The 14284-nt window shown below is 51.0% G+C and carries 13 protein-coding genes, 1 other RNA gene and 2 pseudogenes; 6 read left to right on the top strand and 10 right to left on the bottom strand.

Features of this window, described 5'->3' with window-relative positions:
• The first annotated feature begins 604 nt into the window (after window positions 1–604).
• Complete coding sequence (locus EPIR_RS12925) at window positions 605–2014, top strand: hypothetical protein (RefSeq protein WP_023655878.1); 1410 nt, start codon at window positions 605–607, stop codon at window positions 2012–2014.
• 17 nt (window positions 2015–2031) lie between these two features.
• Here the strand turns inward: EPIR_RS12925 and EPIR_RS19100 are convergent.
• The 4 genes and pseudogenes from EPIR_RS19100 to smpB all read right to left on the bottom strand — a co-directional run.
• Window positions 2032–2169 (bottom strand): annotated as a pseudogene (locus EPIR_RS19100) (integrase); the annotation flags it as partial.
• Between the two features lie 28 nt (window positions 2170–2197).
• Window positions 2198–2743: pseudogene (locus EPIR_RS12920) on the bottom strand (integrase core domain-containing protein); the annotation flags it as partial.
• 143 nt (window positions 2744–2886) lie between these two features.
• Window positions 2887–3267: a transfer-messenger RNA gene (gene ssrA / locus EPIR_RS18340) on the bottom strand.
• 49 nt (window positions 3268–3316) lie between these two features.
• Window positions 3317–3799 (bottom strand): SsrA-binding protein SmpB, encoded by a 483-nt coding sequence (gene smpB, locus EPIR_RS12915; RefSeq protein WP_013036172.1) that lies wholly within the window; start codon window positions 3797–3799, stop codon window positions 3317–3319.
• A gap of 160 nt (window positions 3800–3959) precedes the next feature.
• Here smpB and EPIR_RS12910 point away from each other — a divergent pair, with 160 nt between their 5' ends.
• On the top strand, window positions 3960–4394 hold the full coding sequence (locus tag EPIR_RS12910; protein WP_023655874.1) for a type II toxin-antitoxin system RatA family toxin: 435 nt from the start codon (window positions 3960–3962) through the stop codon (window positions 4392–4394).
• Entirely contained in the window at window positions 4387–4674 is a 288-nt protein-coding gene (locus EPIR_RS12905; protein ID WP_023655873.1) for an RnfH family protein, read from the top strand. The genes EPIR_RS12910 and EPIR_RS12905 overlap by 8 nt, the downstream gene beginning before the upstream one ends.
• Before the next feature lie 148 nt (window positions 4675–4822).
• Here EPIR_RS12905 and bamE read toward each other — a convergent pair whose 3' ends face one another.
• The 3 genes from bamE to nadK form a co-directional block, all read right to left on the bottom strand.
• Window positions 4823–5170 (bottom strand): outer membrane protein assembly factor BamE, encoded by a 348-nt coding sequence (bamE, locus tag EPIR_RS12900; RefSeq protein ID WP_023655872.1) that lies wholly within the window; start codon window positions 5168–5170, stop codon window positions 4823–4825.
• 192 nt (window positions 5171–5362) lie between these two features.
• On the bottom strand, window positions 5363–7024 hold the full coding sequence (recN, locus tag EPIR_RS12895) for a DNA repair protein RecN (protein ID WP_023655871.1): 1662 nt from the start codon (window positions 7022–7024) through the stop codon (window positions 5363–5365).
• 86 nt (window positions 7025–7110) lie between these two features.
• Window positions 7111–7989 carry an NAD(+) kinase gene (nadK, locus tag EPIR_RS12890; protein WP_023655870.1) on the bottom strand — a complete coding sequence of 293 codons (879 nt, stop codon included), beginning with the start codon at window positions 7987–7989 and terminating at the stop codon, window positions 7111–7113.
• A gap of 123 nt (window positions 7990–8112) precedes the next feature.
• Between nadK and grpE the strand changes: the two genes are divergently transcribed.
• Window positions 8113–8697: a nucleotide exchange factor GrpE gene (gene grpE, locus EPIR_RS12885; RefSeq protein WP_023655869.1), complete on the top strand. Its 585-nt coding sequence runs from the start codon at window positions 8113–8115 to the stop codon at window positions 8695–8697.
• A gap of 162 nt (window positions 8698–8859) precedes the next feature.
• Here the strand turns inward: grpE and ung are convergent, their stop codons facing one another.
• On the bottom strand, window positions 8860–9543 hold the full coding sequence (gene ung, locus EPIR_RS12880; RefSeq protein WP_023655868.1) for a uracil-DNA glycosylase: 684 nt from the start codon (window positions 9541–9543) through the stop codon (window positions 8860–8862).
• A gap of 275 nt (window positions 9544–9818) precedes the next feature.
• Between ung and grcA the strand changes: the two genes are divergently transcribed.
• Window positions 9819–10202: an autonomous glycyl radical cofactor GrcA gene (gene grcA / locus EPIR_RS12875; protein ID WP_023655867.1), complete on the top strand. Its 384-nt coding sequence runs from the start codon at window positions 9819–9821 to the stop codon at window positions 10200–10202.
• Between the two features lie 249 nt (window positions 10203–10451).
• On the opposite strand, the gene srmB is transcribed toward grcA, so the two are convergent.
• Complete coding sequence (srmB, locus tag EPIR_RS12870) at window positions 10452–11780, bottom strand: ATP-dependent RNA helicase SrmB (RefSeq protein WP_023655866.1); 1329 nt, start codon at window positions 11778–11780, stop codon at window positions 10452–10454.
• Between the two features lie 132 nt (window positions 11781–11912).
• On the opposite strand from srmB, the gene trmN reads away from it, so the two are divergent.
• Window positions 11913–12650 (top strand): tRNA(1)(Val) (adenine(37)-N(6))-methyltransferase TrmN, encoded by a 738-nt coding sequence (gene trmN / locus EPIR_RS12865; protein ID WP_023655865.1) that lies wholly within the window; start codon window positions 11913–11915, stop codon window positions 12648–12650.
• Here trmN and nadB read toward each other — a convergent pair.
• The gene (gene nadB, locus EPIR_RS12860; protein WP_048697595.1) at window positions 12603–14252 is read right to left on the bottom strand and encodes an L-aspartate oxidase; all 1650 of its coding nucleotides are present in this window, start codon (window positions 14250–14252) and stop codon (window positions 12603–12605) included. The genes trmN and nadB overlap by 48 nt on opposite strands.
• Window positions 14253–14284: the final 32 nt, after the last annotated feature.

Genomic DNA, 14284 nt, shown 5'->3' with positions numbered 1-14284 from the left:
TTTTTTGGCTGGGAAGTGGTTTTGATTAAAGATTTGATATTCATGTTTAGTAGAAAAAAGAAGGATAAATACATATTTAAAAAGTATGGGCGTGTGGGGTGGCCCATACTTTACGTCGATATTAGCTCAATAAGTACACTCTCTTCTGAGCAGGTCAAATGCAAAACCGAAACCTCATTTTAACACTCCCTGGTCTCTTCTGTCAGACTCAAAAAAAAAGGCCGGGGCTGGTATTCATTGGATTATTTATGCACCGCAGCACGGCAGCCAGTCGGCCTCTCCGTCTTCACTTAGCTCCAAGCTGATCTGGATGTCGTTCTTTCTCTTGCGCATCAGCAACTCAATCTCGTATTCATTCAGCGTTTAAGACACCACCTGTCCGAACGCCGTCAGACTCATCGGGTGCTGATTCCTCTTGCCTTCATAAACGATAAATAGGCGTGATAGGGGTAGCGGAGCGGGGTAGCATTGCGCGCAGGGGAGGATCCCTGAAGTTAGGAAATATGTAGGATGCCATCGCAATGCAATACATAAGATCTTGTGATCAACACTCCTTTACTATAAAAATAAGAAAGTTCTTATTTTTATAGTAAAGGAGTGTTTCATGAAATTTTCAGAAGCTTTTGGAATTTATGGCCGACAAGTTGGACTAGATTTTATTGATATCCCCCTACATACCGATTTGAGGCTTTTTTTAGATCCAACTATGATTAAGGCTCTTAAGTCTCAGTGGGGGCGAAGCTTAGTACTAGCTTTACAAGATTACTTCGCAGATATAATGGCATCTATAAAACATGGTGATTTAAATAAAGCCAGTTATTTATTATCATCCTTGAGAGAGTCGAATGCATTTCATTTAGGGTACTCAACAAAAAAATCATCCGGGACTGCTCTTGGTGAAAAAACAGCTGAAGATATATTGGCATCGCTGAAAGGCAGTAAGGCAGCTAATTCAGGTATATTAACTGACCTTGAAGATACAGCATTGACTATTTCAGGAATTGGGTATGATCGAATATCCGATTCCATTTGCAATATTTTGAAAGGTTTTTTGATAGAGTATACTAAAAATGTATGTGAATTTTACAATGTGGAAACTAAAGGAGTTTCAGGTGTTAAGGTCTGGGATGAGGATAGTAGTAAATGGGTTAAGGGTAAATACCATTTGCCCATTTATGAAGGTGAGGAGGTTATTCTTATACCTAAAATTCTTGCGCGAGATGAAATAATATATTCACACAGGGATTTGTATAGGAGACATATTATCCCAGAAATGAAAAAAGAATTCATCAATTCTGGTTCGGCATTGGTTCAGGTTCTTAAAGGGGAAGAAGTTGTCACAACTAAAAGCATTATCGAGAAGTATGGTCAGACAAAAAGCTTTATTGAAGAACAACTAGTTAAATTCCCTGATACATTAACAGAATATAAAAAAAGCTTGCAGAGTAATCCGCCTAACCCTCTTGCGCACAGTGATTTAGATCAGGGTAAGGATCCCGTGATTGTCCCTATAAAAGAACTATTGGATATTCTTAATTCATCCATAACTAATGGCGATTTTGTAAATTACACGAGCGCATATAAAAAGATATTAGTTTCAATTCTTTATCCTAGTTTATTTTATCCTCGAGTAATTAGTGAGGGTGATGAATGCTATAGTTTCTCTCTCATAAATGAAGCTAAAAAAGGTTTCTTTTTTGATTTTTCGGTCTATAACATTAATTCAGAATCGATAATAATAGAAATACTAAATCCTGAAAAGAAATTGAACATAAATCACATCAAAAGTACTCTTCAAAAAGCTAATGCATGTACTTCAAAGATAGGTCTGATTTTCTGTGAAAATGCTGCTGAGAAAGGATTTCTCAGAAAAGTTAAAAATATATCAAAGGATGAAGGGGTTTACATATTCATTATTGATAGGGCTACTTTAATGCAAATGATTGAAGAGTTTTCAGTATTAGGTGAACAGCATTTCGAAATACTTAGGGGGATTTTCAAAACATACTCCTAAGTATGAGTTTTCTTATTTCAATATGGATTGGTAGGGGGAACTTTACAACCCCACCAATTCATTAACTCTGACCTCTTATCTAAATAAGTAGAACGATTATAAGCGCGTCTTACTTCATTTTTATCCGAATGTGCTAATGCTGCCTCAATCACATTGACCTGCCCCCAGGATTAGATACAACGCTCAGTGAGTAATGTCAGATCCTTTACTATCAGAATGACCCTTTCTCCAACCCGCTGCAAATTCAAAAGGCGTCTGATAATTCAGCGTGGAGTGCGGGCGGCATTCGTTATAATCCTGACACCAGTCATTGATGTTCTTTCTGGCATGAATGACGTCGCTGTACACGTGCTCATTCAGGCATTCATCGCGAAAGCGTCCGATAAAACTTTCAATAAATCCATTCTGTGTCGGCTTGCCGGGCTGGATAAGCCGCAGCTCCACGCCATACTCATAAGCCCGCTGGTTAAGTGCTCTGCAGGTAAACTCCGGCCCATGGTCAGTTCTTATCGTCGCAGGATAGCCACGAAACAGCGCAATGCTGTCCAGAATACGCGTGACCTGCACGCCTGAAATCCCAAAGGCAACGGTGACCGTCAGACATGCCTTCGTGAAGTCATCCTCGTAGTTAAGGCGCTTGATCCTGCGACCGGTTGCCAATGCGTCCATGACGAAACCCATCGACCAGGTCAGATTGGGCGCCGCCGGGCGGAGCAGCGGCAAACGTTCTAAGGTGCCTAAAAGGTCCGGATTTAATCAGTTGATTTCAGACTATGCGGGATAAACTGGAGGCACAAAAAAACCCGCAAGGCTTACACCATGCGGGTTTTCAGGACTTCTATGGATGGCTCTGGAACCATCTTCGAAGAATTTGGTGGAGCTGGCGGGAGTTGAACCCGCGTCCAGAATTACTACGCCTTCGGCACTACATGCTTAGTCCAGTTATTACATTCACCGGTTAGCTGCGAACGGACACGCTACTAACAAACTAGCCTGATTAGATTTAACGCTTCAACCCCAGGCAAGGCATCCACGCGATCTCTTTTAGTTTTGACCTCTCTTGATCCCCGTCCTAAGAGCGGAGGCTAGGGAGAGAGGACACCTTCAGTTTATTAAGCTGATTAAGCTGCTAAAGCAGCAGGTGCGAAGTTTTCGTCGTTTGCGACTATTTTTTTGCGGCTTTTAACGAGGCCAACCGCCCCTCGGCATGCTCCTAGGGCTTCGCAAATCCTGTCGAATCCAGAATCAGCCCCAAGTACTGTCGTGCACTATATCATAAAAAGCGGCATTTGCACCAGTGTGTTAGCGATTGGCGTGCTTCATGATACGTGCTTTGTCTAATTTCCATTCGCGATCTTTAATGTCATCGCGTTTGTCGTGTTCTTTCTTACCTTTTGCTAAGCCTATCTTGAGCTTAGCCCAGGCATTTTTCCAGTACATGGAGAGTGCCACTATGGTGTAGCCATCACGATTGGCTTTACCAATTAGCGTATCCAGTTCACGCTGCTTCAAAAGCAGCTTACGGCTTCGGGTCGGATCGCACACGATGTGTGATGATGCAACGCTCAACGGCTGGAAGGTGGAACCGAACAGGAAAGCTTCGCCATCACGTAGCAGTATATAACTGTCGCTGATGTTGGCCTTGCCGGCACGGAGAGATTTAACTTCCCATCCCTGTAGCGAAAGTCCGGCTTCGAACTCTTCTTCGATGAAGTATTCGTGGCGGGCGCGCTTATTCATGGCAATGGTAGCGGAACCGGGTTTATGTGCTTTTTTCTTTGTCATAGTGCCACTTAGTTTACATGAAGCGATGGTTAATGGCATCCCCCGTCACCGCAGTGGCGGGGAAAAAAGCTATTTTAGCAGAAGCTTCACAGCAGAGAATTTTTGTTTGATAACTGTCGATGGTATTATTGAGCGGTTATAAGAAATGACAGGAATCGATATGTCCCAGATTAGTCGTTCTGCACTGGTGCCGTTCAGCGCTGAGCAAATGTACCGCCTGGTTAATGATGTAGACAGTTATCCGCAGTTTCTACCCGGCTGCGTCGGAAGCAGGGTGCTGGATGCCAGTCCCGCGCAGATGACCGCCGCAGTGGAGGTCTCTAAGGCAGGGATAAGTAAGACTTTTGTCACGCGCAACACGCTGACTGACAACCAGAGCATTGATATGCAGCTGGTAGACGGCCCGTTCCGCAAGCTAAGCGGCGGCTGGCGGTTTACCGAGTTGAGCGACGAGGCCTGCAAGGTTGAGCTAAACCTGGATTTTGAGTTCACCAATATGTTGGTTGAGCTGGCGTTTGGGCGGGTATTTAAAGAGCTGGCCAGCAGCATGGTGCAGGCATTTACCCAGCGTGCCAGAGAGGTCTACAGTGCCTGATATCGCTGTTGAAGTGGTCTATGCACTTCCTGAAAAGCAGTATCTCTACAATGTTAAAGTCCCGCAAGGCAGCTCCGTTGAGCAGGCTATCAGCGCTTCGGGATTGCTTCAGCTGCGCCCGGAGATCGATCTGCAGGAAAACAAGGTGGGCATCTTTAGCCGACCGGTGAAGCTGCATGATGAGGTTAACAGCGGCGATCGTGTTGAAATATATCGCCCGTTGATAGCCGATCCCAAAGATCTGCGTCGCCAGCGCGCCGAGCGTGCGGCAAAAAAATAAGGCGCATAACGCGCCTCACCTGAATCCGCCCACTGATAGCAACCGACTTAACTTCTCCGCACTTGCTCCAGATGCCAGAGCTTTGTGAAGCGTCAGGGCAGTTTCGGGTGGTCTGAACACCGTTCAGACCTTGCCGTCAGCAGGAGAGTTAGTCGGGGTTTTTGCTTAAAGCTGGCTTGTTATCAATGTTGGTCAGCGTGCCGTTGGTGTCAAAAGTCAGTGTCAGCGTCTGCTGCTTGACCGCCTCATGGCCTGGTTCCTGACGGAAGACGTAGTACCAAACATTTTTACCAAACGGGTCGTGCATCATCGGAGTACCCAGGGTGTAAGCAACCTGCTGCTGCGTCATTCCGGTATGTATTTTTGCCACATCGTTGGCAACCAGGTAATTACCCTGGTTGATATCCGGGCGGTAAACCACTCGCTCCAGAGTGGAACATCCAGCGGTCATCATCAGAAGAACCACCGCAGCAGCAGTCAGCGTTTTACAGCGCATAATCAATGTTTATTCCTTTGTGGCTATATTCGTATCCCCTGAATTCCCTGACATCATAGCATCAGGTTTTCCGGGTCTGTCAGTAGGCAGCAACAATATCAGCGTAAGCTACCGATGATAATAAACCTTTCCGCAGTTTAAAACCTCTGTGAAGCAACCATATGACCACAAACCGTTAAAAAAGTGCAATTGTCAGGCCGCTAAAAGCTCCCTGGCGTTCGCCAGCGTGTTACGTGTCACCTCGCTTCCGCCCAGCAGGCGCGCCAGTTCCTGTAGACGCGCACGTTTATCCAGTGGCTGCATATGGGTTTCGGTCATTTCACCATCGGTTTCTTTACTGACATAGAAGTGCTGGTGACCGCAGCCTGCGACCTGCGGCAGATGGGTCACGCACATAACCTGCGTCGACTCACCCAGCTGGCGCAGCATTTTGCCGACCACGGCAGCCGTTGGCCCGCTGATCCCGACATCCACTTCGTCGAAAATCAACGCTGGCGTGTCCATTTTGCGCGCGGTGATCACCTGAATCGCCAGTGCGATACGCGACAACTCGCCACCCGAAGCGACTTTCGCCAAAGGCTGCACGGCCTGTCCCGGGTTAGTGCTGACGCGAAAATCAATGCGGTCGGCGCCTTCAGCGGTCAGGTGGTCCGGATTGAATTGAATATCGATGGTAAAGCGGCCGTGTGGCATCGACAGCATATGCATACTGTCAGTGATTAACCCGCTCAGTTCATCAGCGAAGTGAACGCGGCGCTGATGCAGCTGCTCTGCACAGCTCACGGCGGCGGCATAGTGCACACTGAGGGCGTGGCTTAATTCATCCTGATCGCTTTCCTGCTGGTCCAGCAACTGCTGTTCGGCAAGCAGCTGCTGATGAAAGCCCGGTAGCTCTTCCGGGCTGATATGATGTTTACGCGCCAGTCCGATCTGCCGTGAAAGGCGTTGCTCCAGCTCGTGCAGGCGGTTGGGGTCAAGATCGAGGCGATCGCAGTAGTGGCGCAGTTCATCACTCGCTTCGCCAATCTGGATAGCCGCTTCTTCCATCATGGAGAGTACGCCACTCAGCTTTTCATCCATCTCAACCAGCTCGCACATCAGCTGACGTGCGCTATACAGCTGATTTTGCAGATTGTTGTCTTCGCCATCTGCCAGCATCAGCAGCGTTTGCTGGCTGGTGGAAAGCAGCTGTCCGCTGTTGGCCAGACGCTTGTATTCCTCATCAATCTGTTCATATTCGCCACTGACTGGGGCAAATTCATTCAGCTCTTTCAGCTGATAGTGCAACAGCTCGCGTCTGGCCTCGCGCTCCTGCGACTGCTGCTGATGCTGGGCAAGAGCGCGGCAGCTCTGATGCCACTGGGAATAGTGCCGTCCCATGCTTTGCAGCAGTTCAGGCTCTGCGGCATAGGCATCAAGCAGCATTTTCTGATGTTCAGATTTGAGCAGCAGCTGATGAGCATGCTGGCCGTGGATTTGGATCAAAGACTGGCCCAGATCGCGCAGCTGGGAAAGCGGCACGGCGGTACCGTTGATAAATCCGCGTGAACGGCCATCGCTGCCAATGACCCGCCGCAGCAGGCATTCATTGCCGTCATCCAGCTGATTGTCGTTCAACCAGCGCTGGGCCGCAGGGGTATCTTTCAACGAGAAACGCGCACAGATATCAGCACGCGTGGCGCCGTGGCGCACCATATCTGCTTCGGCACGGCCACCCAGACAAAGACCCAGTGCGTCGATGGCAATGGATTTACCCGCACCGGTTTCCCCGGTGATGGCCGTCATACCGCGCTGAAAGTCGATCTCCAGCTCGCGCACGATGGCGAAGTTACTGATGGTCAGTTGTGCCAGCATAGTTGCCTTCCTGTATGAAAACACAGATATGGTTTTTCATACAGTATATACTGGTTTTATAAACAGTAAATAAGCCATGTGCATTTTTAGAATAATTTTTTCGACCAGCCGAGCTTTGAACTCAAGGTGTTGAAATAGTTGTAATTTTTTGGGTGAATCAGGTTGAGGTGGTAATCACTGCGGCGAATAAGTACATCCTCACTCTGCTGGATAGGCAGGGCTATCTGACTGTCGCAGCTGATTTCAAGGTCGCTGCGCATATGGGAAAAGCGCAGGCGAATGGTACTACTGCTGTTGATCACCAGTGGGCGAGCTGACAAGGTATGCGGAAACATCGGGACCAGCGCAATGGCGTCCAGCGATGGGGTGAGGATCGGTCCTCCGGCAGAGAGTGAGTAGGCCGTTGATCCGGTAGGCGTCGAGATAATCAGGCCGTCAGAACGCTGTGAAAAGGCGAAGTTCTCATCGATATACACTTCGAATTCAATCATATGCGCCACCTTACCCGGATGTAGCACCACTTCATTTATCGCGGTACCGATGCGGGGCGTGCCGGACTGGCGGCATACCTGAGCTTCCAGCAAAAAGCGGCTTTCAACGAAATATTCGCCTTCCAGCACGTCGGCCAGCTGTTGCTGCGCGTTATCCGGGTCCAGATCGGTGAGAAACCCGAGGTTGCCACGATTGATACCGATAACTTTTATATCGTAGCGCGCCAGCACGCGCGCGGCACCCAACATATTGCCATCGCCGCCGACCACCACGGCCAGATCGGCAGTGCGGCCGATTTCTGCCAGCGTACCGGTCTGCACCCCTTCCAGTTTTAATTCACGCGCAATCTGCTGCTCGATAATCACCTGATAGCCTTTCGCCGTTAGCCAACGATAGAGCATTTCATGCGTGGTGAGCGCGGTCGGATGGCGGGGATGACCGACGATCCCGATACAGCTGAAGGGCTTATTCATGTTACTGGCATTCCTTACGAGGTAAACTCCCCCGACAATGTGACTGGTTCCCTTGAAACCGCGATTCTGATCCCCATAATAAGCGAACCAGCGAGATGAATATGTACTAACGCGGAGAAATTCATGAGTAGTAAAGAACAGAACACACCTAACGAGCAAGTCTCAGACGAAATTGAGACGGAACAAACACAAAACCAGGGCGCGGATGCAGCAGCAGACGCGGTGGATCCGCGTGATGAGCGCATTGCTCAGCTTGAGGCACAGCTTGCTGAATCACTCGGCGGCGTGCGCGACGCGCAGCTGCGCGCCCAGGCAGAAATTGAAAACATCCGCCGCCGTGCCGAGCTGGATGTGGAAAAAGCGCACAAATTCGCCCTTGAAAAATTCTCTAACGAATTGCTGCCGGTGATTGACAGCCTGGAGCGTGCGCTGGAAGTGGCGGATAAGACTAATCCTGAGCTGGCTGCGATGATTGAAGGTATCGACCTGACGATGAAGTCGCTGCTAGGTGCCGTGCGCAAGTTTGGCGTGGAAGTGGTGGGTGACACCAACGTGCCATTCAACCCGGAAGTCCATCAGGCGATGTCGATGATGGAGTCCGAAGAGGTGGAGCCAAACCACGTTATGATGGTGATGCAGCGCGGCTATACGCTAAATGGTCGTCTGTTGCGCCCTGCTATGGTGGCGGTTGCTAAAAGCAAAGGCTAATCCTGTCAGCCTGACGACTGCGGATTAACTATCCTGACGTCCCATACCTGATAGCCGCATCACGCGGCTATTTTTATGCCCTGAAAACCGCTATCGCCCGTTTTCAGTCTGATCCTGTGGCGCGAAACGATGTCATCACCAATCTGCCGGAATACCACAACACTATTGCGCCGCTAATTGCGGCATCCAGTCAATCGGGTTCTCACCGTGTTCAGTGAGCCACTGATTGGTCCTGGAGAAGTGAGCGCTGCCGAAAAAACCACGATGAGCGGAAAGTGGTGAAGGATGGGGTGCCTGGAGAACATGGTGGCGCTTGCGGTCGATAATACTGCCTTTCTTCTGCGCATGAGATCCCCATAACAGGAACACCACCCCTTCACGATGCTGGTTGATGGCGGCGATCACATTATCGGTAAAGGTCTCCCAGCCAAATTTAGCATGTGAATGCGCCTGACCGGCTTCCACGGTCAGTACCGTGTTAAGCAGCATCACCCCCTGGCGTGCCCAGCTCTCCAAAAAGCCGTGGTTTGGCCGTTCAAAGCCTGGAATATCGGTGATCAGCTCTTTGTACATATTCACCAGTGATGGCGGAACCGGGACACCAGGGAGGACGGAAAACGCCAGCCCGTGCGCCTGATTAGCTCCGTGATAAGGGTCTTGTCCCAAAATGACCACTTTCACTGCCCCTAACTCCGTCAGGCGGAAGGCGTTGAACACATCCTTTTGTGGTGGGTAAACGGTCTTACCGGCCGCTCGTTCAGCGGCAACCATCGCTAATGTGTTCTTGAAGTAAGGTTTTTCTTTTTCCTCTGCCAGCACATCGTGCCAGGTCATGGTATTGACCATTACCCTCTCCTTATTTGTCAAAGACGTAGCTTATCGCGCTTTGCGGGCGGGTAGTAACTAAAAAAAATCGAAAATTTGCGAATGTTTACCCGCCGTCCAATCTCTTAAAAAGGATATAAAACAGAACGTTGCTGTTTAGCACCTTTGTACCGCCGCGTGCAGCTTGATTTGTATCAATGAGACAACTGCCAGCGGCTGGTATACAGATCGGGGATTTATTTATCAACCCGGCGCTGGCCTTCGGAGCCGTGCCGTTATTGCCTGGGAGGCAAAATATGATTACCGGAATTCAAATTACCCGATCTGCCAATCGTCAGTTGCAGAATTCATTCTGGCTGCTGGACAGCGAGACCGCACAGGCGCGCTGCGTCTGTGCTAAAGCCGGGTACAGTGAGGATCAGGTGGTAGCGGTCAGTGATTTGGGGCAAATTGAGTATCGCGAAATTCCCTTAGACGTGAAACCACAGGTTCGCGTGGAAGGCGGGCAGCATCTTAATGTCAACGTTCTGAGTCGGGAAACATTAGAAGAGGCGGTGAAAAATCCTGAAAAGTATCCGCAGTTAACCATCCGCGTTTCGGGTTATGCGGTACGTTTTAACTCACTGACGCCGGAACAGCAGCGTGATGTGATTACCCGTACCTTTACAGATAGCCTGTAAGGCGAAAACGGTAACAATCATTGCGTGGATGCTGAATAACGCATCATCCTTCTTCTTGATCTAACACATTGAGATAAAAAGTCTAAAGCGGATTTTCTCCACCTGATGATAAGTAACAGGCTCGGTATTCATCATGCCGCGCCTTTTTCGTCGATAAGTCTCGTTATAGCCGTTTAGGACGAATAAAAAAACGGCCCCGTGACGCGTTGTCAGGGGGCCGTTGATGACGGCGGATGATTCAGCGCTGGGTTACTCAGCGGCGTCCGTGTCGCTGGTGGACGGCTTACGGCGCTTACCAATATTTTTGATATTGCGGTGGCGTTCCTTCACGCGGGGCTTCTCTTCCGCTTTCTGTTTATTTTTCTTTTCTACGCGTTTAGCCAGCACTTTCTTCGACGGCTTACCTTTCAGCTTTTCGCTGGGGGCACGCGTGGTCGGGCGCAGTTCGTCAATGACGCGCGCTTTAATCGGTTCTTTAACGTAACGGCAGATTTTACCCAACAGCAGATTGTCATGCGCTTCAACCAGCGAGATAGCGATGCCTTTTTTACCAGCACGCCCGGTGCGGCCGATGCGGTGCAGATAGGTATCGGAAGTGACCGGCATGTCGAAGTTGAAAACGTGGCTGACATCGTCAATGTCGATGCCGCGCGCAGCGATATCGGTGGCAACCAGCACGTTCACCCGGCCGTCAACCACGCGCTTAATCGCTTCGTTGCGTTTGGCCTGTACCAGCTCCCCTTCGAGGTAGCTGTTGCTAATTCCTGCTTCACGCAGCCAGCCACAGACTTCATGCACACGCTCACGCTTACGCACAAACACCACCGCACGCGTCACTTCCGGCTGTTTCAGCAGATGCAGGAGTAGGGCGGTTTTATGCTTGATATCATCCGCACGGTAGTACCACTGCTGGATTTTTTTACGTTCGCGCCGTGCCGGATCGGCTTCAATTTCAACGGGCTCGTTGAGAATACGCTCGGCAAAATCCTTGATGGCTTCGCCTTCCAGCGTGGCGGAGAACAGCAGCGTCTGTTTACGCCAGCGGGTTTCTGCCGCAATGGTTTCGATATCCTGGGCAAAGCCCATATCCAGCATTCGGTCGGCTTCATCGAGGATCAGCGTTTCAACGGCGCGACAGTCAAAGTTCTCTTCTTTGATGTATTGCAGCAGACGTCCGGTCGTGGCGACCACTACGTCCTGATTTTCGCTAAACACTTCAGCATGGTTCATAAAGGCCACGCCACCGGTGATTGTGGCAATATCCAGGTGCGTGTGCTTCGCCAACTCACGCGCCTGGTCTGCGACCTGCATGGCCAGTTCACGGGTTGGCGTCAGGATCAGAATGCGCGGCGGGCCGGACTTCTTACGCGGGAAGTCGAGCAAATGTTGCAGTGCGGGCAGCAGGTAGGCCGCAGTCTTGCCTGTACCGGTTGGTGCCGAACCCAGAACGTCACGACCCTCCAGTGCTGGCGGGATGGCCTCGGCCTGAATAGCCGTGGGGCGCGTGAAGCCTTTCTCCTGCAATGATTGCAGTAGGCTCTCGTCGAGTTCAAGTTCGGAAAAAGTGGTTACAGTCATGGTCTACCTCAGTTTGGGGCGCTGATTATAGACAGATTGAGCGCGATCTTCATCTGTTTGTGTTGGGTTAATAACTTTTCCTTCGTTAGCGATTGTCCTATGCTAGCGCCGTTTCCCTTTCAGGTCAGTTAAATGTCACCACATAAAGCTATTCTTCGTCCTAATGGATTTACCTTCAAACAATTTTTTATCGCTCACGATCGGTGTGCGATGAAAGTGGGCACGGACGGCGTGCTGCTTGGTGCCTGGGCTCCGGTTGCTAACGCTAAGCGTGTGCTGGATATTGGCAGTGGAAGCGGACTGATTGCGCTGATGCTGGCGCAGAGGACTCCCGAGCAGGTACAGATTGAGGCCGTAGAGCTTGATGAAGAGGCCGCTATTCAGGCGCAGGAAAATGTAGCGGCATCTCCCTGGCCGGGCAGGGTACATGTACAACAGGCTGATATTGTTGAATGGGCCCAGCGTTGCGAGCGCCGCTATTCACTGATCGTCAGTAATCCCCCTTATTTCTCCCCGGGGTCGCAATGCGCTTCGCCACAAAGGAGTGCGGCACGCTATACCAGCGGCCTGACACATGAGATGCTGTTAGGCTGTGCCAAAAATCTGATCGACGAAGACGGTTTTTTCTGTGTGATCCTGCCCGAACCGGCGGGTAATAAGCTGGTGGAACAGGCATTGCAGCGCGGCTGGCATCTGCGTTTTCGCACCGATATCGCCGACAACGACATGCGGCCGCCTAATCGTGTTCTGCTGGCGCTGTCCCCCAAACCGGGCGAACAGCTGCTGGATCGTATGACCATTCGTGGGCCAGACCAGCAGTATTCAGACGCGCACTGTAGCCTGACGCGCGATTTCTATCTTTTCCGCTGAATCAGGTAGCAGGATAGTGGGGCGTGTGTCATCCGCTGTCTGCGGGTAGTCGAGCGTATAGTGCAGGCCCCGGCTCTCTTTGCGTTGCAGGGCGCAGCGCACCATCAGCTCAGCCACCTGCACCAGGTTGCGTAGCTCCAGCAGATCGCTGGAGAGGCGGAAATTCACATAGTAGCGATCGATTTCCGCCTGTAGCGTGGTGATGCGCCGCAAGGCGCGCTCCAGCCGTTTGCTGCTACGAACGATGCCAACGTAGTCCCACATTAATAAGCGCAGCTCATGCAGGTTATGCTGAATCACCACCTGTTCGTCAGAATCATCGAGCCAGCGTGCATCCCAGGCGGGAAGGCTGGCGATCGGTGCCAGTTCAGGCAGATGGCGCTGAATGTCTTCAGCTGCTGACCAGCCATAGACCAGACACTCCAGCAGAGAGTTCGACGCCAAACGGTTAGCGCCGTGCAGGCCGGTATAGCTCACTTCTCCGATGGCATAGAGTCCGTTAATATCCGTCCGACCTTGCCGATCGACCATCACGCCGCCGCAGGTGTAGTGTGCAGCAGGCACAATCGGGATCGGCTGGCGGGTGAGGTCGAGACCCAGCGTCAGGAGTTTCTGGTATATGGTCGGGAAGTGGGCGCGGATCGATTCTGCCGGGCGGTGGCTGATATCCAGATACATACACTCTGCGTCCAGACGCTTCATTTCATGATCGATAGCGCGCGCCACAACATCACGCGGGGCCAGTTCCTCGCGCCGATCGAAATCCGGCATAAAACGACTGCCGTCAGGGCGTTTTAGCACTGCGCCTTCACCGCGTAGCGCTTCGCTAAGCAGAAAATTGCGCGCCTGGGGATGGAACAGGCAGGTCGGATGGAACTGGTTAAATTCAAGGTTAGCCACCCGACAGCCTGCACGCCATGCCATCGCGATACCGTCACCGGAGGCGACATCGGGGTTAGTCGAGTACTGATAAACGTTTGCCGCCCCTCCGGTTGCCAGTACGACTGCGCGAGCCCGGCAGGTTGTCATCGTTTCACTATGGCGGTTCCATACCCAGGCACCTACCACACGGCGTGCGCCCGGCAGACCCATTTTGTCGGATACCATCAGGTCGATGGCGCTACTCTCTTCAATAAGGGTAATATTGGTATGGTTTCGCGCCTGGTTTACCAGCGTGGTTTCCACGGCTTTACCGGTGGCATCGGCGCTGTGCAGAATGCGGCGCTGGCTGTGGCCGCCTTCACGCGTAAGATGATAACCAGTCTGACTGCCGTCAGTGCTGTCCTTGTCAAAAAGGACTCCCTGTCTAATCAGCCATTGCACACATTGACGCGCATTGCTGGCGATAAACGAGGCGGTCGCCGGTTCGCATAACCCATCTCCGGCGATCAGAGTATCTTCGATATGTGACTCAATAGTGTCGTTATCTGCGAATACGGCGGCAATGCCTCCCTGGGCATACAAGGTTGAACCTTCGCTGACCGGGCCCTTACTCAGGACGGTAATCTGGTGTTTTTCCGCCAGACGCAGCGCCAGCGAAAGCCCTGCGGCACCGCTACCAACGATCAGCACATCACAAAGATAATCAGAAGGATTGGTCATTTTGTTTAATTTACTAAACAGGTGATTTGCTG

The organism is Erwinia piriflorinigrans CFBP 5888, from assembly GCF_001050515.1.
Classification (GTDB): Bacteria; Pseudomonadota; Gammaproteobacteria; order Enterobacterales; family Enterobacteriaceae; genus Erwinia; species Erwinia piriflorinigrans.
The sequence above is the reverse complement of the archived record's forward strand: the minus strand, read 5'-3'. Positions and strand labels throughout refer to the sequence as shown.